This is a genomic window from Peptoniphilus sp. (assembly GCF_022767005.1).
In the GTDB taxonomy this organism is placed as follows: Bacteria; Bacillota; Clostridia; order Tissierellales; family Peptoniphilaceae; genus Peptoniphilus_A.
In genome coordinates this window covers 1-22926 of the sequence record NZ_JALEOV010000074.1, presented here as the reverse complement: position 1 = coordinate 22926, position 22926 = coordinate 1, and the positions used below count along the sequence as shown (strand labels likewise).

The window sequence follows — 22926 nt, the reverse complement described above, 5'->3', positions numbered from 1 at the left end:
GGTCTTTAATAAATTCTAATTTAATTAATCTTCTTCTAAAATTTTTTTCCACTTGTCCAAACTGTCGAGTTCTTCTTTGGAAAGTTTTGGAAACTGTGGATTCATTTCTTTTAACTTTTCTAAAATTACTTCTGAAACTAAATACCTTGAAAACCACTTTTTATCTGCTGGCACAATATACCATGGTGCTATTTTCGTGGAAGTTTTTACAAGCATATCGTCATAAGCCTTCATATAATCGTCAAAATACTTTCTTTCAGTTATATCTGATGATGTGAACTTCCAATTTTTTTCTGGTCTTTCTATTCTCTCCATAAGTCTTTTCTTTTGTTCATCTTTGGAAATGTGGAGAAAGAATTTTACAATGGTTATTCCGTTGTTGGAAAGATATTCTTCAAAATTATTTATCTCTTCAAATCTTTTTTCCCAAATATCCTTAGTTACTAAATTTTTTGGAAAGGGTTGATCTAAAACTAAGTTGTGAACTCTTGACACAAGAACATCTTCGTAATGACTTCTGTTAAATATTCCAATTTCACCACGAGGTGGTAACTCCTTTGTAACTCTCCAAAGATAATCGTGATCTAATTCATTTTCACTTGGTTTTTTAAAGGAAGCTACCTTTGTGCCTTGTGGATTTACACCAGTCATGATATTTTTAATAAGAGAATCCTTCCCTGCAGCATCCATTGCTTGAAGTACAATTAATAATGACTGATTGTTTTCTGCGTAAAGTTTTTCGTGATATTCACGCATTTTTTCAATATTTTTAGGGATTAAAACTTCTTTTACTTCCTTTTTTTCTAACTTGCCTTTATAAGAAGTTGGAACTTCGTATAAATTTAATTTTTCCTTTTCTTTCACTAAATATTTTTCTGTATTCATTAGAACCTCGCAATTTCTTTAGAAAATATAATTGACGCTTCAAGCATTTGAGTGGTAACTTGATGAGATGTGGCTTCAAATGTTTGGAAATCCAAAAGTTTTTTGTCGCTATAAAATTTTTCAATTTCCTTTGCAAAGGACTCTTGACCAGCTGGGTCAATTGTGTCATCATCTTCTCCATTGTATAATACAATTGGTCTATCTTTAAAATTTTCTGGGCTATCCATTGGATTCATATCTAGGAAAAATTCATTAATCCTAAATTCATTTTCTTCAATTTTTTCTTCATTCTTAATTTTATTTAGATAATCAACAAGTGCACGCCAATTATTTATGCCATTGTAAATAAATGCCATTTTTAAATCTTTTTTAAAATTGTAAAGCCCCCCTGCAGTTATGGCACCCATGGAATGACCTCCCACTGCAATTTCATTTTTAGGATAATTTTCTTCTATAAATTTAAAAATTGAAGGTGCCTCTTCAATGTTGTGCATGATGACTTTTAAAATGTACTTCATCCCAATGTCCTTGTCTGTGTGGTCAATACCTATGTCATTTCTCTCGCCGTGGTATCTTGCATCGGGTAAAATTACTCTATATCCATAACTCGCAAAAATATTTCCGCGAAAAATTTGGTTTTCCTTGCAAGAACCCCAACCGTGATAAAAAACAATTGTCTTATTTGTTTTCAAATTGGGCTCAATAATTATAACAGGAACATCTCCTATCTTTGCCCTATTTATATCTGAATAATTCATTTTTAAATACTCCATAATTCACCTCAATTTACATTATATTAAAATAAATACCCAATAAAATTTTTTGCAAATTTATTTTAAGCTTTTAGATTACGTGATATATTATTATTGGTGATATTTTGAAATACGAATTAAGTTATGAAGAAATTCATGAAATGATAAAAAACAAGGAAAAAATAAAATTTATAGACATGAGAAGTCCAAGGGAATTTAATGAAAATAAAATTCCTGGTGCAATTAATCTCCCCATACTAGACGATGAAGAACGAAAAATCGTGGGTACTACTTATGTAAAGGAAAGTGTGAAAAAAGCAAAATACCTTGGAATAAATTTTGCTAAGGATAAACTTCCCGCTTTCTACGAAAAAGTTATTGAGCTTACAGAAAATTACGATCATGTTATAATTTATTGCTCTCGCGGCGGTTATAGATCCAATGTATTTTTTACATTTCTGCGTGCCCTTAACGTAAATGTAAAAAAATTAATTGGAGGATACAAGGCATACAGAAAATACATTAATGAGAACCTAGATAATTTAATTGCACAAAAAAATTTTGTGGTTTTGTGTGGCAAAACTGGTGTTGGAAAAACTGAAATTCTAAAAATTTTAAGCTCCAACTTTCCCGTACTTAATTTGGAAAAACTCGCAAGCCACAGAGGGTCAATTTTTGGTGGCATTGGATTAAATAATCAGCCTTCGCAAAAATATTTTGAATCTCTTTTATTTGAAGCCTTAGACAATGAGAAAAAAATTTTTTTCACTGAAGGAGAAAGTGCAAAAATTGGAAATATTCAGTTGCCAAAAATTTTAATCGAAAAAATTTCTTCTGGCAAAAAAATAATTATTGAAGATAAAATAGAAAACCGCATTGCAAGAATTAAGAGAGATTACAATTTATCCAATAAGGATGAAATTTACAAGGCCTTAATAGAAATTAAAAAATTTATTTCTGCTAAAAAAGAAAATATTTATTTAGAAAAATTTTACGAAGGTGATTACGACTTTTTGATTCGCGATCTTTTGTTAAACTATTACGACCCTAATTACAAAAAAAATTACAGCAAAGAGGATTTGCATTTAACAAATGATTCTGCTGTAATAAAAAATATTTTAAATTTTAAAAATTCTATTTAACTTCCCAAGTAGGTGGCGTAACTCCTCTTTCTCTTAAAAATTCATTTGCTCTAGAGAAGGGCTTTGAACCAAAGAAACCTCTATTGGCGGAAAGCGGAGATGGATGCACACCTTCTATTACAAGATGATTTTCATTGTTTATAAATTTTTTACGAGCCTTTGCGTGATTGCCCCAAAGTATGTAGACAACAGGCTCTTTTTTTTCGTTGATTTTTTCTATAACTGCATTTGTAAAAATTTCCCATCCAATTTTTGCATGGCTCATTGGCTGATGTGCTCTAACAGTTAGTGTTGTGTTTAAAAGCATTATCCCTTCGTCTGCCCATGATTTTAAATAACCCGTCCTTGGTATTGGAAGTCCTAAATCTGAGTTAAGTTCTTTATAAATATTTTGAAGTGATGGTGGAATCATAACTCCATCTTTTACAGAAAAAGCAAGTCCATGAGCTTGACCCACATTGTGATAGGGATCTTGCCCCAAAATCAAAACCTTTAAATCTTTGTAAGATGTATAGTGAAAAGCATTAAAAATATCTTCAGCCTTTGGAAAAATTTCGTAATGTATGTATTCTTCAATTAAAAGTTTTCTAAGGTCTTTGTAATAATCTTTTTCAAACTCCTCTTCCAGAATTTCTTGCCAATCGTTTTTAAAAATTCTTTTCACCAAATCATCTCCTGAAAAAATCAAAAATGCTCTTCTTTAGCGTTGGGTCTATTAACTCTTCAAGTTCCTTCCTACTTTCATTTGTGGAAAAAATTACAAGCCTATCGCCCTTTTCGATTCTCGTGTTGCCCCTTGGAATTACTGCCGAATTGTCATATCTAATTATTCCGCCAATAATAATTTCTCTGTGAAGATTAATTTCAGATAATTTTTTGCCAATGTAAATAAAATCGTCAGGGATTTTTATTTCGTAAACTTGTGCCTTGCCTCCAAACATATAATTTATTGAAACCTTCATATCCGTATTAATGGCTTTAATAATTTCATTTGCCACAATGACCTTTGGATCAATAACTCTATAAATGCCAAGGCTTTCCAAAATATTGTCGTAATTATTGTCATTTTGTATAATTATATTTTTTGAAATCCCATGATTTCTCGCCATAAGTCCAAGAACGATATTTAGCTCGTCGGAATCCGTCATAGAAATAAAAGCTGCGTCCTTTGAAATATTTTCTTCTATAAAAATTTTGTCGTTTTTTAAATTTTTATTTACAACAAAGGCTCTATTGAGTTTTTTTCTAAAGTCTTCAAATTTTTCTCTATTAGGTTCAATTATTTTTAAATTTACATTTTCAAGATTAGAAATAATCCTGTTAAAAGTCATATCGCCAGATGCAATTACTACATCTCTTACTTCTTCTTTTTCCTTTATCTCAAAGTGAGAGTACTTAAAATTTCTAATATCTCCTGAAAGTCCCATTAGATACATATAGTCGCCACTTTTTAAAATAGTTTCTCCGTCAGGAACTATTAAATCTCCCTCTCTAAGTATACCAACAACTAAAATTGTCGAAAGAGAGCCAATGTCCCTTATTTTTAAATTTTCAAACTCTTCGTCCATGTCGATGTAATGACCTGTAACTTCTATTTTTCCCTTGCCAAAATAATCTGCTTCATAATAGTTAGAACTTCCAATTAATTTTGTAGCAAGTTTTGCACACTCAAGACTTCTGTTAAAAATATTTACAACATTTGGAAGAGAATTTTTTATAATTCCAATTTCAGAAATATTTTCCATTTCATCAAGACGCAAAATTATTTTTACATTTAGATTTTTAAAAATTGATGCCATTATTAAATTTGTCTTGTCGCTGTCCGTAGCTATAATTGCATAATCATAGCTTTCTAAATCCATTGTCAAGACAAAATTTTCATCTAGTACGTCACCCTTAATTTTCGTCACAGTGTTTGTGATTTTTTCAAAATTTAACTCATCTCTATCAACTACATCTATTTCAAATTTTTCTAAGCTAAGTGTATTTGCAATTGTGGAACCAACTTTTCCCGAACCAATAATTAAAATTTTCATTATAATTTAATAATATCCTTTCTATGTCTACTCTTTGAGAATAATGCCAAGATCGTAAAAAATTCAAGTCTTCCAAGAAGCATAAGTGCGCTAAAATATAATTTTAAAAAATCACTGTAAAAATAAAAGTTTTTTGTTGGGCCAATCTCTCCAAATCCTGGTCCTACATTTGAAAGTGTAGTTGCAACTGAAGAAAATCCCGTTATAATATCTGTTCCAGAAAGTGTAACTATGCCCGTTGAAATTATTGCAATTACAAAATAAGTTCCAAGATAGGCATTTATTCCTAGGACAACTTCATCGGATAGAGTTTTTCCGTCAGATATAACTGGAAGAACTGCCTTTGGATGTGTCGCCTTTCTCATTTCTCTTTTTATCAATTTTAATAGAATTGAAATCCTAATGACTTTGATTCCACCTCCAGTTGAACCAGCACATCCGCCAAAAATCATGAGTATTAACAAAATAAATTTTGAAAAACTTGGCCACAAATCATAATCTGCATTTGCGAAACCAGAGGTAGATGATATTGATGTAACTTGAAAGGCTGAATCTCTAAATGCTATAAAAAGCGAGCTGTAACCCTTTGAAAATAAATCTAGAGTAATTAAAGTAATTGATACCACTGTAATTAAAATCCATAGTTTTAACTCGTCATTTTGAAAAACTTCTTTGAATTTTTTTCTTGAAATTAGTGCATATATAGTAAAGTTTGTTGAACTCAAAAACATAAAAAATGCAAGAATAAAGTGAACAGCATTTCCTTTATAAGACATAAAGGAATCGTTGTAGGATGAAAATCCACCAGTACCAAGTACTCCAAAAGTGTGAACAAAGCTATCAAATGCAGGCATACCTGCAATTTTTAAACATGTAAAAAGTGCAGCCGATAAAATAATATAAATAATATAAAGTCTTTTTGATGATTGAGAAATCGTAGACTCAATTTTTCCTGCAACTGGTCCCGGTGACTCTGCCTTAAAAATTTGAAATCCTCCTACACCAAGCTTTGGAAGAAGTCCAACAGTAAATACAAGTATTCCCATGCCACCAATCCAGTGAGTAATAGATCTCCAAAGAATAATTGATCTTGGAAAGGATTCTATGCCCGATATAACTGTGGCACCTGTTGTAGTAAATCCTGATACAATCTCAAAAAAAGAATCCACATAAGTCATTTTCGCCGAAATAAAAAGAGGAATAGCTCCAACAAGGGACACTAAAATCCAAGATGCTGTTACTATTAAAATTCCATCTCGTGGTGCAAGAGAAATTTTCTTTACTTTTAAATTAATTAAAATTAATCCCAAAAAAGCAGCAATTGCCATTGGGATTATAAAGCCATTGGCACTTCCATCTCTTTCTACTAAGCTAAGTATGAGAGATGGCGCCATAAAAGCTATTTCTATTAACAATATATAACCGAGTATTTTTGAAATAAGTTTATAGTTCATCTACTCTTCCTCGATTCTTAAAAGAATTTAGTACGTCGTTTAGTTTACCTTCAGATGAAAAGAACTTTTGCATCTTTGGTGCAACATCATGTTTTGAGAATAAAACAATTCTATCACCAGCTTGCAAAACTGTCTTTCCATTTGGAACTATCATTTCATTATTTCTCACAACAGCAATGATAAGAATTCCAGCAGGAAGATTTAATTCTTCAAGTGCTTTGCCACAAACTAAATATCTTTCCTTTATAATTAACTCTGCGCATTCTACTTGTCCATTTAGCAAAAGATGAAGGGAAAGAGAGCTCTTTCCTCTAATTTCCTTTAACATTTCTGCGGCAGTTATATAGGAAGTATTAAAAACTGCATCTATATCTAATTTGTCTAAAATCTTATCGTAATTAGTTCTAGAAATTTTTGCAACAGATTTATAAATTCCAGTTTGTTTTGCAACAAGACTCATAAGTAAATTTGCCTCATCAATTCCAGTTGCAGCTACAAAAGCATCGTATGTGTGTAACATCTCTTCTTCAAGAATGGCAATGTCAGTTCCATCTCCATTTATTATCTCTGCGTCTGGCACAATTTCTTTTAATTCAAGACATCTCTCTCTATTGATTTCTACAATTGTAACGTCAATATTTTCTTTTAACAAAAGTATGGCAAGGTATAATCCTGTTTTTCCACCGCCTAAAATCATAGTACTTCTGAGAGTTCTAGCTTTTTTTATGCCAGTATGTTCCTTGTCAAACAATTCTATGTTTTCGGATTTCCCAGCTAAAATTATTACATCATTTTCTTCAAGGACTGTGCGACCATTTGGTATAATAGCATCACCACTTCTTGAAATCGCTGAAATTAAGAGATTGTTAATTTTTTCGATGTCCATAATTCTTTTGCCAATAAAATTTGGATCATTTCCAATGTTAAATTCAACAAGGGAAACTTTTCCTCCCGCAAATTCATCATAGTAAAGTTGGTATCTCTTCATGAGGTACTTTACAATAGACCTTGCAGTAGCATTGTCCGGATTAATAATTTTATCTATTTCAAGTTCCTCTGATATAAAATCTAAGTGTTTTCTATATTCTGGGTCTCTTACTCTCGCTATGGCATATTTTGCTCCAAGCTTTTTTGAAATTGTACAAACTATTACATTAGCCTCGTCATTAGTAGTTGTTGCAATTACATAATCAAATAGAGATATATCTAGTTCTTCCAAAACTCCAAAATCAAGTGCATTTGCACAAATACTAAAAACATCAAGAGAATTTGAAATATTTTCAATTACATCTTCGTCATTATCTACTACTGTTACTTCATAATTCTCACCTATTAGTGAAGCTGCAAGTCTATAACCTAATTTACCAGCACCTACAACTAAAGCCTTCATATTTCCTCCTAAAAAATCGCATCAAGAATTATTTCAAAATCATAATCCTCATAAATTGATTTTAATTTATCACTAAGCTCTTTTTTCAGAGCATCTTTTTCCTTCGAACTAGAAACGGCATCAGCATTATAATCAATGTCAATGTATATTTTTTTATCCTCAAGCACTATATCATGAAAAGAATAAACATTTAAACTTTCTCTAATAATCTTTTTAAGTTCTTCTGAAACTGATTTAATTATAGCGCTACTGCTGCCAAGTGGATCAGCATGAATAATCAGCTTGATTCCTAAAAGTTCAGACACTTCTCTTTCCACTTTGTCTACTATGTTATGCGCCTCTTCAAGTGTCAAGTTATAATCAAGGGCAGCATCAATTAACACAATTATGTTGTCGGGACCAAAATCTGTTACCATCATATTGTGAACATTTGATATGCCATCATAAGTTGAAACCTTTGACTTTATCTCATGCTTAGTCTCCTCTGTAAGACCTCTTCCCAAAATAATTGAAATAGTTTCATAAATTAGAGATAGCGCAGTGTATAAAATAAATAATGCCACCAAAATCCCAACATAGCCATCTAAAATTTTTCCAGTGAATTTTTCTATAATTATAGAAATAATTACCACAAGAGTAATAAGAGTGTCGCTAAGTGAATCCTTCTCCTGCGCCTTTAATGTTACTGAATCAATTTCCCTTGCCACATGAGAATAAAAGGACGCCTGCCAAAATTTTATAAACACAGTTATTATTAATATAATTATTGTAGAGCTTGGGTAGATTATATCTACGGGATGCAAAATTTTTCCAACAGAAGTCTTCAAAAATTGAAAACCAACTGAGAGCACAATACCACTTACTACAAGTGAGATTAAATACTCCAGCCTCCCATGACCATAGGGGTGATCCCTATCCTTTGGCTTTGATGCAAGTTTTATGCCAAAAATTGAAATAATTGAACTAGCACAATCTGTAATATTATTAACAGCATCAGACAATATGGAAATTGAACCTGTAAAAGTATATAAAATAACTTTTAAAAGTGCCGCCAATATGTTTGATAATAGTCCAAGAATAGATGTCTCCTTGGCAATTTTTGCTCTATCGTAGCCATATGCGTTAGTGCCCCTTTTTAAAATGAGTTTTGCTAACATTTATCCTCCGTAAATAAAAACAGGCACAATGCCCATTTTTAAAATTTTATTGTAATTATATTCATTATAACACTGAAATATTAGTAATAAAAGAAAAAGTGCCTAGTTTAGCCTTGGAGTAATATTTTCTTATGGTGTTTTTTTAATCTTATGAAAAAATGTATCAGATAAACTCTGATACACTTTTAATAAATTTTCTTTTATAATTTAATTTCAAATTAAATAAATTTTTTGAGTTTGTGAAGTAATAATCCTTCTGCAACTTCTTCTGCCTTTTCCTTTGAGTCTAGTATCTCAACTAATTTTATTCCAAGTAAAATTGCTAGAGCAGGTCCCATTGCTGTAATTATATTTTTTTCAACAACTACCGCTTCATCTTGAGGATCTTTTGCTTTGAGTCTATTTTCTACTCCAGGGTAACAAGTAAATTTGCCATCTTTTAAAATTCCTGCCGCATCTAAAACTTGTGGTCCTGCACAAATTGCGACAACATTTTTCTCGTCATCATTAAATAAATTTACACATTCAACAACTTTTTTGTCCTTCATTAAATTTGTGGCGCCAGGTTGTCCTCCTGGGATGTACATTGCCTTGTAATCATCAATATTTATTTCATCAAAGGTTTTGTCTGCGATGACTTTTACATCGTGAGTTCCTCTAACTTCATTTCTATCAGTTATAGAAACTGTTTCTACTTTAAGATTTGCCCTTCTAAGCACATCTACAATAGTTAATGCTTCAATTTCTTCGAAACCATCCGCTAAAAATACCAATAAATCTTTCATAATGACCTCCTATTTATTCATAATAGAATCCACTGCATTTATAATTGCAGATCTAAAACCATCCTTCTCCAAAGATTTTAATCCCTTAATAGTTGTACCACCTGGTGTTGTTACTTGATCCTTTAATTCACCTGGATGAAGACCAGAAACTCTAACCATATTTGCAGAACCAGCCACTGCTTGTGAAATAACTTTATAGGCTACATCTCTCTTCATACCATAAGACACTGCCGCATCTGCCGCCGCCTCGATATACATATAGACATAAGCAGGCATACAACCGCATACCGCTTCATAAATTTTTATATTTTTTTCTTCAACAATTTCAGTTTCGCCAAAGGAAGAAAAGATTTTTCTTAATTCACTTAATTCTTCATCTGAAATATTTTCGCCCGGACAAATCCCCGTCATTGAATTTAAAATTTTTGCAGGCGTATTTGGCATTGCCATCAAAAGTTTTTTGCCTGACAATTTTTCTTCTAATTTTTTTAAATCATAGCTTGATGTGACTGATATTATTATTTGATTTTTCACGTTTTCCTTAATTTTATCCAACAATTCATCGTAAGCATAGGGCTTAACTGTAAGAATTACTGCGTCAGCATTTTTCACTACATCAACTTCAGACTCGACAATATTTGCCTTATCAAAACCTTGAAATTCATCTCTTTTGTCTTTATTTTTATCGTAGAGGAAAGTTTCTATATTATTATTTAAAAGGCCATGTGCCATGGCAGAACCCATGTTGCCAAGACCTATTATTCCCATCTTCATCACAACCACTCCTTAACTAGATTATACACGATATTATTTAAATTTTCATTTATGTGCTATAATTAATTAGGTGATTTTATGAAAAATATTTCTTTGCTAAAATTATTTTTAACATTTTTTAAAATAAATGCCATAACCTTTGGTGGCGGATATACTATTGTACCTGTTATAAAGGATATTTTCGTTTCTGACTTAGAGCTAATAGATGAAGATAAAATGATGGATATAGTTGCCATTTCTCAAGGTGGTCCTGGTGCCATGGCAATTTCATGTTCAGTCTTAACTGGTTATTACTTAAGAGGACCTATTGGCGCAATAACTTGTCTTATTGCATCGTCTCTTCCTTGTTTAATAATTTTATCTATAATTTCAAATTTTTATCAAGAGTTTAAAACTAACTTTTATATAAAGGCAGCCCTTGAGGGTATTAGTGGAATAATTTCTGCCGTTTTATTTATTACAGTTTTTCGCATGGGAATTTCTTCCTACAAAAAAAATTCAAAATTTAGCGTTGTAATGATTGTACTCGTATTTTTAGTTGCTTTCTTTACAAAGATTAACACAGGACTAATTATTCTATTCTGTGCAATTGCAGGAATTTCTTATTTTAGTGTAATGGAGAGATATAAAAATGCTTGATTTATTTTTAATTTTCTTTAAAATCGGATGCTTTGCCTTCGGCGGAGGCTACGCAGTAATACCTTTAATTTCAAAATATGTTGTAGAAGAAAACGCCTGGATAAACACCAAAGAATTTATAGATTTAATTTCAATTTCACAAATGACTCCAGGACCTATCGCTATAAATTCTGCAACTTTCGTTGGACAAAGTGTATATGGAATAATTGGTTCAATTATTGCAACTACAGGTCTTGTACTCCCACAATTTGTTTTGATGATGATTCTAGGTTACTTTCTATTTAGCAAGGACAAAAAATTTAAAATTATGGATTACTCCCTTCTTGGAATAAAGGCAGGGGTTGTGTCCCTAATTTTTATAACAACTCTAAAATTATTCAAGTCCTCAGTTTTTCCAGAGGGAATTAAGCTTGAAGGCATGAGCATAGCCGCTCTAATTTCCTTTGTGCTAGGTTTTATCCTATACCTAAAAAAAGTAGACCTATTTAAATTAATAGGTATTGGTGCAATAATTGGCATCGTAGTAAAACTTTCATTAAATTATATTTAAAAAAGTGATGTTGCATAATAGATAATTCTATTTTGCTCATCACTTTTTTATTAAACATTTGAATTTAAACTAAAGTCCTAACATATTTGGTACGATTGTAATTATATTTGGAACAAAGGCAAACAATAATACTGATATTAATTCAATTATTAAGAATGGCATTACACCTTTAACTATATCATTAAATTTTAGTCCTGTTATTGATTGTGCTGTAAACAAATTATAACCAAATGGTGGTGTAACATATCCTATTACCAAATTAATTACAAAAATCATTCCTAAGTGAAGTGGATCTATTCCAAGGTCTAAACCAAAAGGAACTAGTACAGGTGCTAAAATAATTATTGCTGCTACGGTATCCATCAATGCACCAACAAAGAACAATAATATCATCAAAACAATTAAATATGAATACTTCGTAGTTATAAATGAACTTAAAGCATTTGTTACCATGTTGCCAAAGTTATTAACCGACATTATCCAAGATAATAAATTTGCAGCGCCCATTATAATTCCAACCATCGCAGCAGTTTCCATAGCTTTAAGTAATGCTTCTGGTAAATCTTTTATTTTTATTTCACGATAAATAAATAGTCCAAGCAATAACGCATAAACAACTCCGACTGCAGCAGCTTCTGTTGGAGTAAATACCCCTGAATATATACCTCCTAATATTATTACAGGTAGCAATAATGCACCTAATGCTGACCATGTATTTTTTAGTAATCTTATAAAACTAAATTTCTCCCTATTATTTAGTATATCTGGCTTATTTTTTATAAGAATAAAATTAACAATTATTAGGAGTAACATCATAACTATTCCAGGAAGAATACCAGCAATAAACATTTTAGGTATAGACAACCCCATTGTGACTCCATAAATAATCATAGGTATGCTAGGTGGTATTATTGGACCTAGAGCTCCACCCGCTGCGACCATTCCAGATGCTGTCTTTTTATCATATCCAGTTTTATTTAGTGAAGGTATCATTATGGAACCAATAGCAGCAACAGTAGCTGGTCCAGAACCAGTTAGAGCAGCGAAAATTGCACAAGATACGATTGTTACTACTCCCAAACCTCCTGGAACCCATCCCATTAAGGCATCTGCCCAATTTATCATTCTCTTGGATATTCCTCCTCTATCCATTAATTCTCCTACTAATACAAATAGCGGAATAGCAAGTAGTGGAAAAGAATCTAAACCAGTTGTCATTCTTTGACTAACTAACAAAAGAGGCTTAATTCCAGTTGCTATTAAAAACATAGAACCTGATCCTAAAATTGATAAATACACTGGCAGCCCTATAAAAATTAAAGCGAACATTACAATAAACATAATACTTATCATTTGATCACCTCCATATTATATGAAGAATAAATGTCATAAATACAATAAAAAATTAATAATGCTCCAAAAACAGGCGCTGCACCGTAAACAAAACTCATACTAATCCTAAGTGCTGGACTTAATTGAGTTCTAACTGCCCAAGCAACTCTAGACCCATAAATTAGGAGTACTAACCCAATAATTATTGATAGCACATTGACAATTTTTCTTAATAATAGTTGATTTTTAACGCTTAGATTATCCGTTATAACGCTTACAGTCGCATTACTTTTGTTTTTCGTACACAAAATTGCCCCAAGCATATTTGCCCATATAAAAGTATACCTGGCTAATTCTTCTGTCCAAGATAAAGATGAATTTAATATAAATCTAGTAAAAACTTGAAGAACACATGACGCCACTAAAATACTAAAAACAATCACTATTGCAAATTTTAAAAATTTAGTTACAATGTTATATGCCTTTTCCATAATTTTCCCCTCTCTTAGAAATTAAGCTCTTTTTTTAATTCATCTAAGTATTTCTTACCTATTCCTTCAGCCCTTTTATCGTAAAAATTTTTAAACGCTTTTTGAAAAGCTTCTTTATCAACATCTCTAACAACAGTCATTCCTTTTACTTCCATCTCATCTAACATCTTAGGTTCTAACTTTGCATTACTTATTCTTGTAGCTTCTCCAGCTTCAATCGCTGCTTTTTTTAAAATTTCTTGTTCTTTTGAATCCAATTTATCATAGATATTTTTTGAAACACAAAGAATTAATGGTGAATAAAAGTGTCCAGTCATATTTATATATTTTGCAATATCAGCAAATCCATTTGTATAAATTACACTAACTGGTATATCTAAACCATCAATAGTACCCTGTTGCAAACCAGTTATTGTTTCAGACCACGCCATAGGCACTGCATTAGTACCTAGTTCTTGATATGTAGCAATATATGTATCTGTCTCCATACATCTTATTTTTAACCCATGAAAATCTTCAGGCTTTTTTACTTCATTTTTTAGAGTAACTAAATGTCGAAATCCTCCTTCGCCATATGCAAGTCCTTCTATACCATATTCTTCATATCCTTTTAGTATTTCATTTCCTAAATTTCCACTTAAAACTTTAGCAGCCTCTTTTCCGTCTTTAAAAATAAAAGGCAAGTCAAAAATTCCTGCTTGAGGTATGTAACCGCTTATATACGCATTCGTCATTATAGCCATATCCGTTGTTCCTATTTGCATTCCCGTAAACATTTCTCCTTCTTGTCCCAATTGTCCAGATCCTTTTATATCAATTATTATATTTCCATTTGTTTTTTCTTTTACAATCTCAGAAAATGTTTTTGCAAATATATAATAAGGATCATTTTCTACTGGAGCAGTAGTAAAACCAATTTGAAATACTTTTTTCTCGCTATCTTTTTTCGAACATCCCACTAACATAAAAAGACATATTATTGCTAAAAATATTCTAATTATCCTTTTCATTTTTTATACTCCTTTCACAATAAACTCTGGCGTTGATTTTAACATCTTTTCTATATTTCTGATATCAACTCCTTTTTCCACAAGAAATTCAATACAATCAACTAATGATTCAAAGGGCGGTTTTTTTCTAAAATATCCTCTATCTGTCGTTATAAATATATTTTTAAAATCTAATTTATTCATAACACCTAAAAATTCATCTGTTGTACAATCTCTATCATCCAAATTTGCCCAAACTTTTTCTATAAAAACTCCTTTCTTCCCAAGTTCAATCTGAATGCCAGTTGGAATTTTTGTTCTATTCCAATCTGGATGTGTTAAAACCACTTTTACCTTTTTTTTAATCGCATAATCGCATACTTTCAAGCTTTCTTCTAAACTAATGTGACCTGTTGCCAAAGTTGCATCATATTTTTTTACAACCTCTACTACTTCCTTAAAGCTACTTATAAGATTCCCATTATTATCAATTACCGAAATTCCTTCTCTGTCAAAAAAGTCGCCTTTCATGTTTCCATACATTAGTGAGTTTTTGGCGTCTCTAGTTGGCAACCATACAATTTTAGCTCCCATTTTAAGTGCACTCTCACAAGCATAAGCATTAATACCTCCTACTGTAGTATTTAGAACAACACCTCCATATGCTCTTGTATGAAAATCAAAATGTGTATTTATCAATTCTGCTCTTCCGCTTGTTGGTTCGTAATGATTTTTTATTAAAATTCCTGCCATTTTATATGTACTAGCTTTTTTAATTAAATCAATATCATCAATTGATCTTTTAACATGAGAAGGAGCTGAATGAACATGTAAATCGAATGAACCTTCAATAACTTCTTTTATTGAATCTCTCATATTATTCCCTCCCTATTTAATATAAACTTTAACAATATTTTAAATAAAAATAAAACAAGTATATTTTTAAAATTAACAATATTAAACTTGTTTTATTCCACTTTATCTTGTTATAATGTTGTTATGCAAATAATTTGTTTTAACAATTTGTGGTTAACTCAATAAAATTATTGTTATTAGTATTATTTGTAAATATTTATTTTGTGTGGTGTATTATGACTCAGAACCAAAAAATCTTTTTATTAGTTGCAGAAACTTTAAGTATAAGTAAAGCCGCTAAGAGAGCTTTTGTAACTCAACAGTGTGTTAGTGATCATATAAAAAGAATTGAAGATGAGTATGGTACTAAACTATTTCACAGGAATCCTTATATGCATCTAACTCCTGCTGGAGAAGTAGTCTTTAATTCTTTAAATAATATTGCTTTGATAGAAAAAAATCTTATTAAGAATATTTCTGATTTTTCAAACGAAAGAAAGGGTTCTTTTTCTGTTGGAATGAGTACGACAAGATCCAAATTACTAATACCTCTATTGCTAAAAAGGTATCATGAGCTGTTTCCTAACGTAGAAATCACTTTTTTTAGTGGAGATACAAAGATACTTGAGAAAAAATTACTACAAAATAAATTGGATATCTTTTTAGGAATAAATACAAACTTAAACTTAGGTCTTAACATTGAACATGTTTGTGAAGACTTTTTATATTTAGTAATCAATAAAAAGATGTTTTTAAAATATTTCTCACAATATGATATTAAAAATTTTAAGAAAGGCGTAGACTTAAAATATTTCGAAAAAATACCCATGACTTTCTATAATGAAACTGGTGCATTAAATATGCTTTTACAACAACACTTAATAACTCACGGAATAAAACTAAACAATGTTGTATGTCACACTAGTGAGTGTGATGTACAAATTGACTTGTGCTTAAATAATGTTACATCTGCTATTGTTCCAAAAATGTTAGCAAATAGTTTCTTACAAAATAATGATATATATTTTTTCCCTATTAAAGACTTTAATTATCCACTTCGTGTTGATATTGTTTCAAATCCATATTTAGAGAAACCATTATATTTAGAAACTTTTATTTCACTATTAAAAGAAGAACTGCTAGAGTTTTCTAGGAATATTATATAAAAAAAGTGATGTTGCATAATAGATAATTCTATTTTGCTCATCACTTTTTTATTAAACGAGAATTTTTAACTAAAATAAACAACCCTCTATTAACTTTTTATTTTTTAACTTTTCAATCCACTCTCTTGGAATAGCATTATAGCCATAAATTATCCCTGCAAGCCCACCTGTCACAGCAGCAGTTGTATCTGTATCATCGCCAAGATTTACTGCTTTTAGGACGGCATCTTTATAATTATCCGTGTTTAATATGCACCATAAAGAAGCGTCCAAAGTATGAAGTACAAAGCCAGTTGATTTAACTTCGTCCATACTTTTATTTTCTAAATTTAATTTTTCGCCACTAATTAATTTTCTCGCAATATGCACATAATCTACGCAAGCCTTTCGTGAGATTTCATGAGCATGAGTGATGCTAGAAACTTCTTCTATTTTTTCATCGCTTGCATCGATAAAGGCAATGGGCAAAATTCTCATGAGCGATCCATTTCCATTGGAATAAAAATCAGACAAACCTCTATTTAATTGGAGAGCTTCTCTAGTTGTCGTACCAACATCAAAAACTTCTCCATCAGCAGTAAACTCGCCATTAAATAACCATTTCTTAAAATTTTTCCTAATATCATCAATATCTATATATCCCTTGTCCTTTATAGATTTACAAGTTGCAATAGTCATGCTAGTATCATCGGACCAAGTGCCCGCTTCCTTGTTCCATGTTCCAAATCCCACCATATCCTTGCAGCAAAAACTTCCTCTCTTTTTAAATTCAAAGGGAACGCCAAGGGCATCGGCAACAGCAAAGCCATATATGGCATCTCTTAATTTACTCATAAAATCACTCCTTTGCCTATATATTAAATTATATAAATTAAGGGGCAAAAAATAAAGGTTTCAATTTACGACTTATTTCTAAATATTTTTTCGTTAAAATCGATATCAAAGATAATTAATTATGAATACCCTTTTTGCGAAGAGTCTGTAACATTTAATTTTATATCTTCAAGCTCCCTTAAATTTACCTTCCATATGTTTTTATTGTCTAACTTTCTTTTCAAGAAAATCAATATCCTTCTCATGTTAATATCCTTTTAAAGTCGCTTTCCATTAATAAAGAATAAAAGAGTCCCATAAAAAACGATAGTTTTTCTACCTGTTCTAGTTCTTATTGATTAATATTTCATTTTCTCTATGTCTTATTTATTTGGCTTATCTCGTATATATTTCATTCTTCCTCCTTTGGGCATAAAAAAACACCAAAAGCTTTTTCTTCTTTTGATGTAAAGTGCTCTATTAATTTTTTTACTTGATTCTCTATACTAATCGGTTCTTGATGGATTTTTTTCATTTTTTCTCCTAAAATCAAATGACCCGACTTGGTCCGCATTGTTAAGAGGCGTGTCGGGTACTGTTAGCATTATTATATATTATAAAATATTTTTTTTCAAGTATTTTTTATTAATCTTTCTAACATGCATTTTTTCCATTAATAAAAAGAAAAAGAATTGCTCTCATAAAATGAGCATAGCAGAAAAATCTTCTCTTACGCAAACTAATATACAATTTTCATTGCTTACTTCTTATCTAAAAGTATTATTACACATTTCAAATATCATTATTCTCTTTATATTTCCAAAACTATTTTTGTATAGACTTTTTCTGTAAACTTGTATATCGCCAAATAGAAAATTATATAAATAATAAATACAAAAATCATTGATTTTATAAATAATTTTGTATTCATAAGTCCTATCAACATTAAAAATTTTTGCAATACTGGCAAAGCAAAGCTTGTGTGAACTATACAGAAAATTATTGGGAGAAATAGAAGTATTAACATTTGTTTTTTTATTGATTCCCTTGCTTCAATTTCTCTTAATCCAAGTTTTTCTAAAATTTTAAATCTTTCAATATCTTCATATCCTTCTGTTAGAAATTTGTAATATATAGCAAGACCCATTGTTATTAAAAATGCAATGGAAAGAAGTATTCCGACAAAAAATATTACTCCATAAAGACTTAAAAATTCCATTTTTGTTGCACTCCTATCAATTATAGTGAATTTTTGATTTGGATCAACTTTTAAATCATCTATGTGTTCGCTTAAATAATTTTTAAAATTCTTTGGCAAGTCTCCTCTTATCAAGGTATTTACTTTAGGATTTAGTTCTTCATTGCTCCCTTTGGGATTTAATTTCTTTAAAAGTTTATATGCACTTTCATAATCTCTTGCTATTATTTTATTATTTTCAAAAACTGTTCCTACGTTTTCCAAGGGAATATCATTTTCTTCATTAGATATTGCCCTAGCACTGTATCCCAAGCTTTTTATAAATTCTTCGTTATTGTCTTCTTTAAAATAAATAAAATCCTTACCTCTAAAATCTAATTTCGTATCAGGAGTATAAATTATGTCCAAGGAAATGAAATCTTTTTTGAGATTTACTCCAGACCATTCTCCACTATTTAAAACTCTTATTTTATTTTTATCCCTTACCAAAGGAATAGACCACTCAAATGTTGTTGAACTTTCTCCTTTAATATTATTCGCAATTAATAAATTGTTAATATTATTTCTATACTGATCTATTTTTTCTACCTTTAATGATTCTGCATCTGTTTTTATAGTATAAGGCGCTGGAAATAATCTATTGGTAATATCAGCAATGCCTACATACAAACTTATGCCTGATGTCAAAACTATTGTAAAGGCTGTGGATAAAATTGCAATATTTGCAAGGGATTTTGAATTGTTTTTTACTCTGTACAAAAGCCCTGATATTGATAAAAAATTTTCTTTCTTATAATAAAATTTTTTATTATTCTTTAATATTTCAAGCACTAGGCTTACTATTGCAGAGAATGCAAAATAAGTTCCAATTATAACTAAAATGGCCGCAAGAAAGAACTTAAAAAAAGCTTGCAGTGGATTCTTTGTAGTTAAACTAATTGTATAACCTGCTACAATAAAATTTATTCCCAATAGTGCAATTAGTTTTATAAATTTGTTTTTCTTTTCTCCAGCTTTTGATTCCTTTACTAAGGCAATGGGAGAATAGTTCTTCACTTTTATAATTTGAATTAAATATACAAAGATTAAAATTAAAATAAATATAAGAGCGACAAAAAATACTGGGTAAAAATTGTTAAAAATTCCTTCCTCAAAAATATTTATTGGAAGACTTGTCATTTTTGCAAAAATCCCAAGGGACAATTTATACAAAATGATACTTAAAATACTCGCTGGCACTACAGAAAAAACAATGATATAAATAATTTCCCAAAACAAAATTATTCTAAGATGCTTTTTCTCAAGACCTAGTATTAAATAAAGTCCTTGCTCCTTTAATTTCCTTTTTTGAATAAAAGAATAAACTGAGGAAAGCATTATAAATGAAAAAATCGACAAAATTATGACTCCCAACGAAAGAATAGACTTCATTGTGTCCATTCCTCCTGCTTTTGCAATGGACTTATCTAAGGGAAGGCTTAAACAAATTGAACATAATACCATTAAAAAAATTACCGTTCCAATAAAGGGCATAAAAATTTTTTTATTTCTTTTAATTCCCGAAAGGGCAAGTCGATAGTAAAGTGATTTCATTCTATCAGCTCCTTTGTAGCATTTGCATTGTATCTGCAATTTTCTTTTGCATATCCATTGAAGATCTGTCGCCACTATAAATTTGATGATAAATTTTTCCATCTTTAATAAATAAAACTCTTTTTGCCTCTGAAGCTGCCACAATAGAGTGAGTTACCATAAGTATAGTTTGTCCATCTTGATTTAACCTTTTAAAAACCTTTAAAAGTTCTCTTGCACTATTGCTATCAAGTGCACCTGTGGGTTCGTCTGCTAAAATTATTTTTGGATTTGTGATAAGTGCCCTTGCTATTGCAGTCCTCTGCCTTTGACCTCCGCTTACTTCATAGGGGTATTTGTTTAATAATTCTTCAATGTTTAATTTTTTTACAATTTCTAACAATTTTTCTTCCATCACAGAAATTTTTTCATCTGCTAAAACCAAGGGTAATAAAATATTTTCTTTAATCGTAAAAGTATCAAGAAGATTAAAATCTTGGAATACAAACCCAAAATTTTCTCTTCTAAATTTTGCCATTTCACTGTCTTTTATTTCTGATAAATTCTTGCCCTTTAATAAAACATTTCCAGAAGTTGGTCTGTCAAGTAATGCCAATATATTTAATAAAGTTGTCTTTCCGCTTCCTGATTCGCCCATTATGGCAATGTATTCACCTGATTCAACAGCAAAATTAATTAACTTTAAAGCTTCAACCTCATTTCCTCCAAATCGACTTTTATATATCTTTTTTATATTTTGAACTTCTAGCATAATTACTCCTCATTAACAAAAATTGGTTTAGCATAATACACGAAAATCATTGCATCATATAGACTTTTTGGAACTTCTTTTATCCTATAACTTGTTGGAATAAATTTCATAACTGGAGAATATCCTTCGCCTAAGCTTCCCATATTAATCTCTTTATTTATCACTTTAAAAGTTTCTCCATCTTTAACTTTTGAAAAGTCTAGATAATATTTCCCATTGAATTTTTTTGCACTATATGCAAGAGGGTCTGCTGATACAAATGTGTGATTTGATCTCCTTTTATCAGGACCAACTTCATTAATATTTACAATTGTCTTGTAGAAATCCGTTCCAATAATAAAGTACTTCTCTCCAAAAAATTCCTTTAAATTAGCACCCATTGGTTTATAAAAATTTTCACTCTTTGCGACATGACCATTGTGTCCAGCAATTAAAATTAAATTATTTCCCTTGGAACTTTCAAAATCACTTATCCATTTGACATTGTCAGCCATAAATTTATCTCTTTGAGTATTTACCTTTGCATAATCATTAAAGTCTAAGTCATAATATTTTATGCTATCAAGTACATTTACAATAGCCCTTGAAACAATCCTAGCATAATCAGAAGAAAGTAAATCAACATGACTTTTTATTTCTCTCAACAAATTTTCCTTTTCTTTTATTTTTGAAATTTTATAATTCGTATCTTTCCTAAAGGAAAATTCTTTTTCTAGATTTTTATCTTGTAAAATATTATTATCTTTGCAAAAATCTAAAATTGCTTCAATTGATTTTTCCGGGTTTTGCATATCAAAGCCATAGAAAGATAGCTTGTCCTTATCTTTTGCCCTTTGATTGTAATCAAACATAAAATTTATAAGTTCATTCATTTCCTTTGTGTGATAAATATTAAAGGAAAAAATTCTTGAAATATTTTCATCTCTCTTGTTGCCATGAATGTAATTATTTATTAATATTCCTTCGCCAAAATCTGATTCAAGGCAAAAACTTTTCAAATTGTTTTTTTCGACTAAATCTTTTAATACTTCTAATTTTAAATATTGAAAATCAGAATTTCCATGTGTGGCTTCGCCAAGTCCTACAACTCTTATATTTTCATCTAATTTTATTTCATTTACCTTTTTACCATAATTTTCAATATCAGCGATATCTTTTCTTGCTTCTAGCTTTGGTAGATTAATCCACAAAAAATCCCCTACACCTACAATAAAAATAATTGCCACTAAGAAAATTAAAATTCCTTTAAAAAATTTTTTTAACATTTCTTGCCTCCTTGTACTAATTATAATTTATGTAAAAAAATAAATCCTTTATTCAAAATAACAAATTCGACTTTAATGTGACATTTTTGTAAGAAAAAAGAGTGCCATGCACTCTAACTCAAAATATTTTTTAAATTTATATAAATCTTAGTTCCTATATTAGCCTCTGATTCACATCTTAAAGTAATTCTTAAAGATTTCCCAATATTTTTGGTAAGATTAAGTCCTAGCCCTGTTGACTTTTTTTCTAGTCTTCCATTATAACCTGTATATCCTGCATCAAAAATTCTAGGCAAATCTTCAGGCATTATTCCTATTCCATTATCTTCTACTACAAGCTCATTGTCCTTTAAGTAAATCAAAATTTTTCCATTTTCAGTATATTTAATTGAATTGGAAATTATTTGCTCAAGTAAAAAGGAAAACCACTTTGCATCAGTTAAAATAACTTTTTTTGTTTCACTAAAATCAACGCTGTTGTTTTTCCCAATAAACTGAATTGAATATTTTCTTATTACGCTCCTAATAATATCGTCTAAATCATATTTACCAAAAACATAATCTGTGCTATCTATATTCATCCTTGCATAACCTAAAATATTTCCAACATATTCTTCAATTTCAAAAATTTCATTCTCACAATCAATCCTATTTATTTCATCTTTTTTAAGAAGTAATTTTAATGCAAAAATTGGAGATTTTATTTGATGAGTCCAAATTGTCAAATAATTTTTTATATCTTCTCTTTTTTTCTCTTCCTTATCCCTATAAACTTTATTTTCTTTTATTTCTTCATACAAAGCCTTTGATAAGGGAGATGCCTTTATTTCATATATTTTTTTATAGTCCCTTTTATTTATTAGGTAAGTTTCTTCAATGTACTCTTTATTACTTTCAAAATAAAGAAAA

General features: G+C 30.1%; 23 protein-coding genes. 4 read left to right on the top strand and 19 right to left on the bottom strand.

The features are described from left to right. Nucleotides 1-24 precede the first annotated feature (24 nt). The gene (locus MR285_RS05735; protein ID WP_293558930.1) at nucleotides 25-885 is read right to left on the bottom strand and encodes a polyphosphate kinase 2 family protein; all 861 of its coding nucleotides are present in this window, start codon (nucleotides 883-885) and stop codon (nucleotides 25-27) included. After that, the gene (locus MR285_RS05730) at nucleotides 885-1658 is read right to left on the bottom strand and encodes a prolyl oligopeptidase family serine peptidase (RefSeq protein WP_293558928.1); all 774 of its coding nucleotides are present in this window, start codon (nucleotides 1656-1658) and stop codon (nucleotides 885-887) included. The genes MR285_RS05735 and MR285_RS05730 overlap by 1 nt, the downstream gene beginning before the upstream one ends. A gap of 104 nt (nucleotides 1659-1762) precedes the next feature. On the opposite strand from MR285_RS05730, the gene mnmH reads away from it, so the two are divergent. Then, a complete protein-coding gene (gene mnmH / locus MR285_RS05725; RefSeq protein WP_293558926.1) occupies nucleotides 1763-2779 on the top strand; it encodes a tRNA 2-selenouridine(34) synthase MnmH in 1017 nt (338 codons plus the stop codon). Here the strand turns inward: mnmH and MR285_RS05720 are convergent. From MR285_RS05720 to proC, 7 genes are all read right to left on the bottom strand, one after another. Next, nucleotides 2772-3443: a uracil-DNA glycosylase gene (locus tag MR285_RS05720; RefSeq protein ID WP_293558924.1), complete on the bottom strand. Its 672-nt coding sequence runs from the start codon at nucleotides 3441-3443 to the stop codon at nucleotides 2772-2774. The genes mnmH and MR285_RS05720 overlap by 8 nt on opposite strands. Nucleotides 3444-3447: 4 nt before the next feature. After that, nucleotides 3448-4815, bottom strand: coding sequence for an NAD-binding protein (locus tag MR285_RS05715; RefSeq protein ID WP_293558923.1), 1368 nt, complete (start codon nucleotides 4813-4815; stop codon nucleotides 3448-3450). After that, the gene (locus MR285_RS05710) at nucleotides 4815-6269 is read right to left on the bottom strand and encodes a TrkH family potassium uptake protein (protein WP_293558921.1); all 1455 of its coding nucleotides are present in this window, start codon (nucleotides 6267-6269) and stop codon (nucleotides 4815-4817) included. The genes MR285_RS05715 and MR285_RS05710 overlap by 1 nt, the downstream gene beginning before the upstream one ends. After that, the gene (gene trkA / locus MR285_RS05705) at nucleotides 6259-7659 is read right to left on the bottom strand and encodes a Trk system potassium transporter TrkA (protein ID WP_293558919.1); all 1401 of its coding nucleotides are present in this window, start codon (nucleotides 7657-7659) and stop codon (nucleotides 6259-6261) included. Before trkA ends, MR285_RS05710 begins: the two co-directional genes overlap by 11 nt. Nucleotides 7660-7667: 8 nt before the next feature. Beyond that, nucleotides 7668-8816 carry a cation diffusion facilitator family transporter gene (locus tag MR285_RS05700; RefSeq protein WP_293558917.1) on the bottom strand — a complete coding sequence of 383 codons (1149 nt, stop codon included), beginning with the start codon at nucleotides 8814-8816 and terminating at the stop codon, nucleotides 7668-7670. Between the two features lie 218 nt (nucleotides 8817-9034). Continuing rightward, entirely contained in the window at nucleotides 9035-9601 is a 567-nt protein-coding gene (locus MR285_RS05695; RefSeq protein WP_293558915.1) for a DJ-1 family glyoxalase III, read from the bottom strand. 9 nt (nucleotides 9602-9610) lie between these two features. Continuing rightward, nucleotides 9611-10375, bottom strand: coding sequence for a pyrroline-5-carboxylate reductase (proC, locus tag MR285_RS05690; RefSeq protein ID WP_293558913.1), 765 nt, complete (start codon nucleotides 10373-10375; stop codon nucleotides 9611-9613). A gap of 78 nt (nucleotides 10376-10453) precedes the next feature. Here proC and MR285_RS05685 point away from each other — a divergent pair, with 78 nt between their 5' ends. Together MR285_RS05685 and MR285_RS05680 are read left to right on the top strand one after the other, a co-directional pair. After that, complete coding sequence (locus tag MR285_RS05685; protein WP_293558911.1) at nucleotides 10454-11014, top strand: chromate transporter; 561 nt, start codon at nucleotides 10454-10456, stop codon at nucleotides 11012-11014. Then, nucleotides 11007-11564 (top strand): chromate transporter, encoded by a 558-nt coding sequence (locus MR285_RS05680; protein ID WP_293558909.1) that lies wholly within the window; start codon nucleotides 11007-11009, stop codon nucleotides 11562-11564. The genes MR285_RS05685 and MR285_RS05680 overlap by 8 nt, the downstream gene beginning before the upstream one ends. 69 nt (nucleotides 11565-11633) lie before the next feature. Here the strand turns inward: MR285_RS05680 and MR285_RS05675 are convergent, their stop codons facing one another. From MR285_RS05675 to MR285_RS05660, 4 genes are read right to left on the bottom strand one after another with little or no spacing between them, the layout of a single operon-like run. Then, nucleotides 11634-12917 carry a TRAP transporter large permease gene (locus MR285_RS05675; protein WP_293558907.1) on the bottom strand — a complete coding sequence of 428 codons (1284 nt, stop codon included), beginning with the start codon at nucleotides 12915-12917 and terminating at the stop codon, nucleotides 11634-11636. After that, entirely contained in the window at nucleotides 12914-13387 is a 474-nt protein-coding gene (locus MR285_RS05670; protein ID WP_293558905.1) for a TRAP transporter small permease, read from the bottom strand. The genes MR285_RS05675 and MR285_RS05670 overlap by 4 nt, the downstream gene beginning before the upstream one ends. A 14-nt stretch (nucleotides 13388-13401) precedes the next feature. After that, on the bottom strand, nucleotides 13402-14397 hold the full coding sequence (dctP, locus tag MR285_RS05665; RefSeq protein WP_293558903.1) for a TRAP transporter substrate-binding protein DctP: 996 nt from the start codon (nucleotides 14395-14397) through the stop codon (nucleotides 13402-13404). A gap of 3 nt (nucleotides 14398-14400) precedes the next feature. Continuing rightward, nucleotides 14401-15252 (bottom strand): DUF6282 family protein, encoded by an 852-nt coding sequence (locus MR285_RS05660; RefSeq protein WP_293558901.1) that lies wholly within the window; start codon nucleotides 15250-15252, stop codon nucleotides 14401-14403. 215 nt (nucleotides 15253-15467) lie between these two features. Here MR285_RS05660 and MR285_RS05655 point away from each other — a divergent pair, with 215 nt between their 5' ends. After that, a complete protein-coding gene (locus tag MR285_RS05655; RefSeq protein WP_293558899.1) occupies nucleotides 15468-16397 on the top strand; it encodes a LysR family transcriptional regulator in 930 nt (309 codons plus the stop codon). A gap of 69 nt (nucleotides 16398-16466) precedes the next feature. On the opposite strand, the gene MR285_RS05650 is transcribed toward MR285_RS05655, so the two are convergent. The 6 genes from MR285_RS05650 to MR285_RS05625 form a co-directional block, all read right to left on the bottom strand. Continuing rightward, nucleotides 16467-17231, bottom strand: coding sequence for an ADP-ribosylglycohydrolase family protein (locus tag MR285_RS05650; protein ID WP_293558897.1), 765 nt, complete (start codon nucleotides 17229-17231; stop codon nucleotides 16467-16469). A gap of 391 nt (nucleotides 17232-17622) precedes the next feature. Further along, nucleotides 17623-17745, bottom strand: a complete 123-nt coding sequence (locus tag MR285_RS05645; RefSeq protein ID WP_293558895.1) for a hypothetical protein — start codon at nucleotides 17743-17745, stop codon at nucleotides 17623-17625. 276 nt (nucleotides 17746-18021) lie between these two features. Next, a complete protein-coding gene (locus MR285_RS05640; RefSeq protein WP_293558893.1) occupies nucleotides 18022-20001 on the bottom strand; it encodes an ABC transporter permease in 1980 nt (659 codons plus the stop codon). Between the two features lie 4 nt (nucleotides 20002-20005). Continuing rightward, the gene (locus tag MR285_RS05635; protein ID WP_293558891.1) at nucleotides 20006-20752 is read right to left on the bottom strand and encodes an ABC transporter ATP-binding protein; all 747 of its coding nucleotides are present in this window, start codon (nucleotides 20750-20752) and stop codon (nucleotides 20006-20008) included. Nucleotides 20753-20754: 2 nt separating this feature from the next. Further along, complete coding sequence (locus MR285_RS05630) at nucleotides 20755-22017, bottom strand: erythromycin esterase family protein (protein ID WP_293558889.1); 1263 nt, start codon at nucleotides 22015-22017, stop codon at nucleotides 20755-20757. 113 nt (nucleotides 22018-22130) lie between these two features. Further along, on the bottom strand, nucleotides 22131-22926 hold a 796-nt coding region (locus tag MR285_RS05625), incomplete at its 5' end, for a sensor histidine kinase (protein WP_293558887.1).

Coding starts and splice junctions, on each gene's coding strand:
- MR285_RS05645 (WP_293558895.1), bottom strand. CDS start 17,745: ATGAAAAAAATCCATCAAGAACCGATTAGTATAGAGAATCAAGTAAAA.
- MR285_RS05695 (WP_293558915.1), bottom strand. CDS start 9,601: ATGAAAGATTTATTGGTATTTTTAGCGGATGGTTTCGAAGAAATTGAA.
- MR285_RS05660 (WP_293558901.1), bottom strand. CDS start 15,252: ATGAGAGATTCAATAAAAGAAGTTATTGAAGGTTCATTCGATTTACAT.
- MR285_RS05680 (WP_293558909.1), top strand. CDS start 11,007: ATGCTTGATTTATTTTTAATTTTCTTTAAAATCGGATGCTTTGCCTTC.
- MR285_RS05730 (WP_293558928.1), bottom strand. CDS start 1,658: ATGGAGTATTTAAAAATGAATTATTCAGATATAAATAGGGCAAAGATA.
- dctP (WP_293558903.1), bottom strand. CDS start 14,397: ATGAAAAGGATAATTAGAATATTTTTAGCAATAATATGTCTTTTTATG.
- MR285_RS05675 (WP_293558907.1), bottom strand. CDS start 12,917: ATGATAAGTATTATGTTTATTGTAATGTTCGCTTTAATTTTTATAGGG.
- MR285_RS05700 (WP_293558917.1), bottom strand. CDS start 8,816: ATGTTAGCAAAACTCATTTTAAAAAGGGGCACTAACGCATATGGCTAC.
- MR285_RS05640 (WP_293558893.1), bottom strand. CDS start 20,001: ATGAAATCACTTTACTATCGACTTGCCCTTTCGGGAATTAAAAGAAAT.
- MR285_RS05735 (WP_293558930.1), bottom strand. CDS start 885: ATGAATACAGAAAAATATTTAGTGAAAGAAAAGGAAAAATTAAATTTA.
- MR285_RS05655 (WP_293558899.1), top strand. CDS start 15,468: ATGACTCAGAACCAAAAAATCTTTTTATTAGTTGCAGAAACTTTAAGT.
- MR285_RS05630 (WP_293558889.1), bottom strand. CDS start 22,017: ATGTTAAAAAAATTTTTTAAAGGAATTTTAATTTTCTTAGTGGCAATT.
- MR285_RS05685 (WP_293558911.1), top strand. CDS start 10,454: ATGAAAAATATTTCTTTGCTAAAATTATTTTTAACATTTTTTAAAATA.
- MR285_RS05710 (WP_293558921.1), bottom strand. CDS start 6,269: ATGAACTATAAACTTATTTCAAAAATACTCGGTTATATATTGTTAATA.
- MR285_RS05650 (WP_293558897.1), bottom strand. CDS start 17,231: ATGAGTAAATTAAGAGATGCCATATATGGCTTTGCTGTTGCCGATGCC.
- MR285_RS05670 (WP_293558905.1), bottom strand. CDS start 13,387: ATGGAAAAGGCATATAACATTGTAACTAAATTTTTAAAATTTGCAATA.
- proC (WP_293558913.1), bottom strand. CDS start 10,375: ATGAAGATGGGAATAATAGGTCTTGGCAACATGGGTTCTGCCATGGCA.
- MR285_RS05715 (WP_293558923.1), bottom strand. CDS start 4,815: ATGAAAATTTTAATTATTGGTTCGGGAAAAGTTGGTTCCACAATTGCA.
- MR285_RS05635 (WP_293558891.1), bottom strand. CDS start 20,752: ATGCTAGAAGTTCAAAATATAAAAAAGATATATAAAAGTCGATTTGGA.
- trkA (WP_293558919.1), bottom strand. CDS start 7,659: ATGAAGGCTTTAGTTGTAGGTGCTGGTAAATTAGGTTATAGACTTGCA.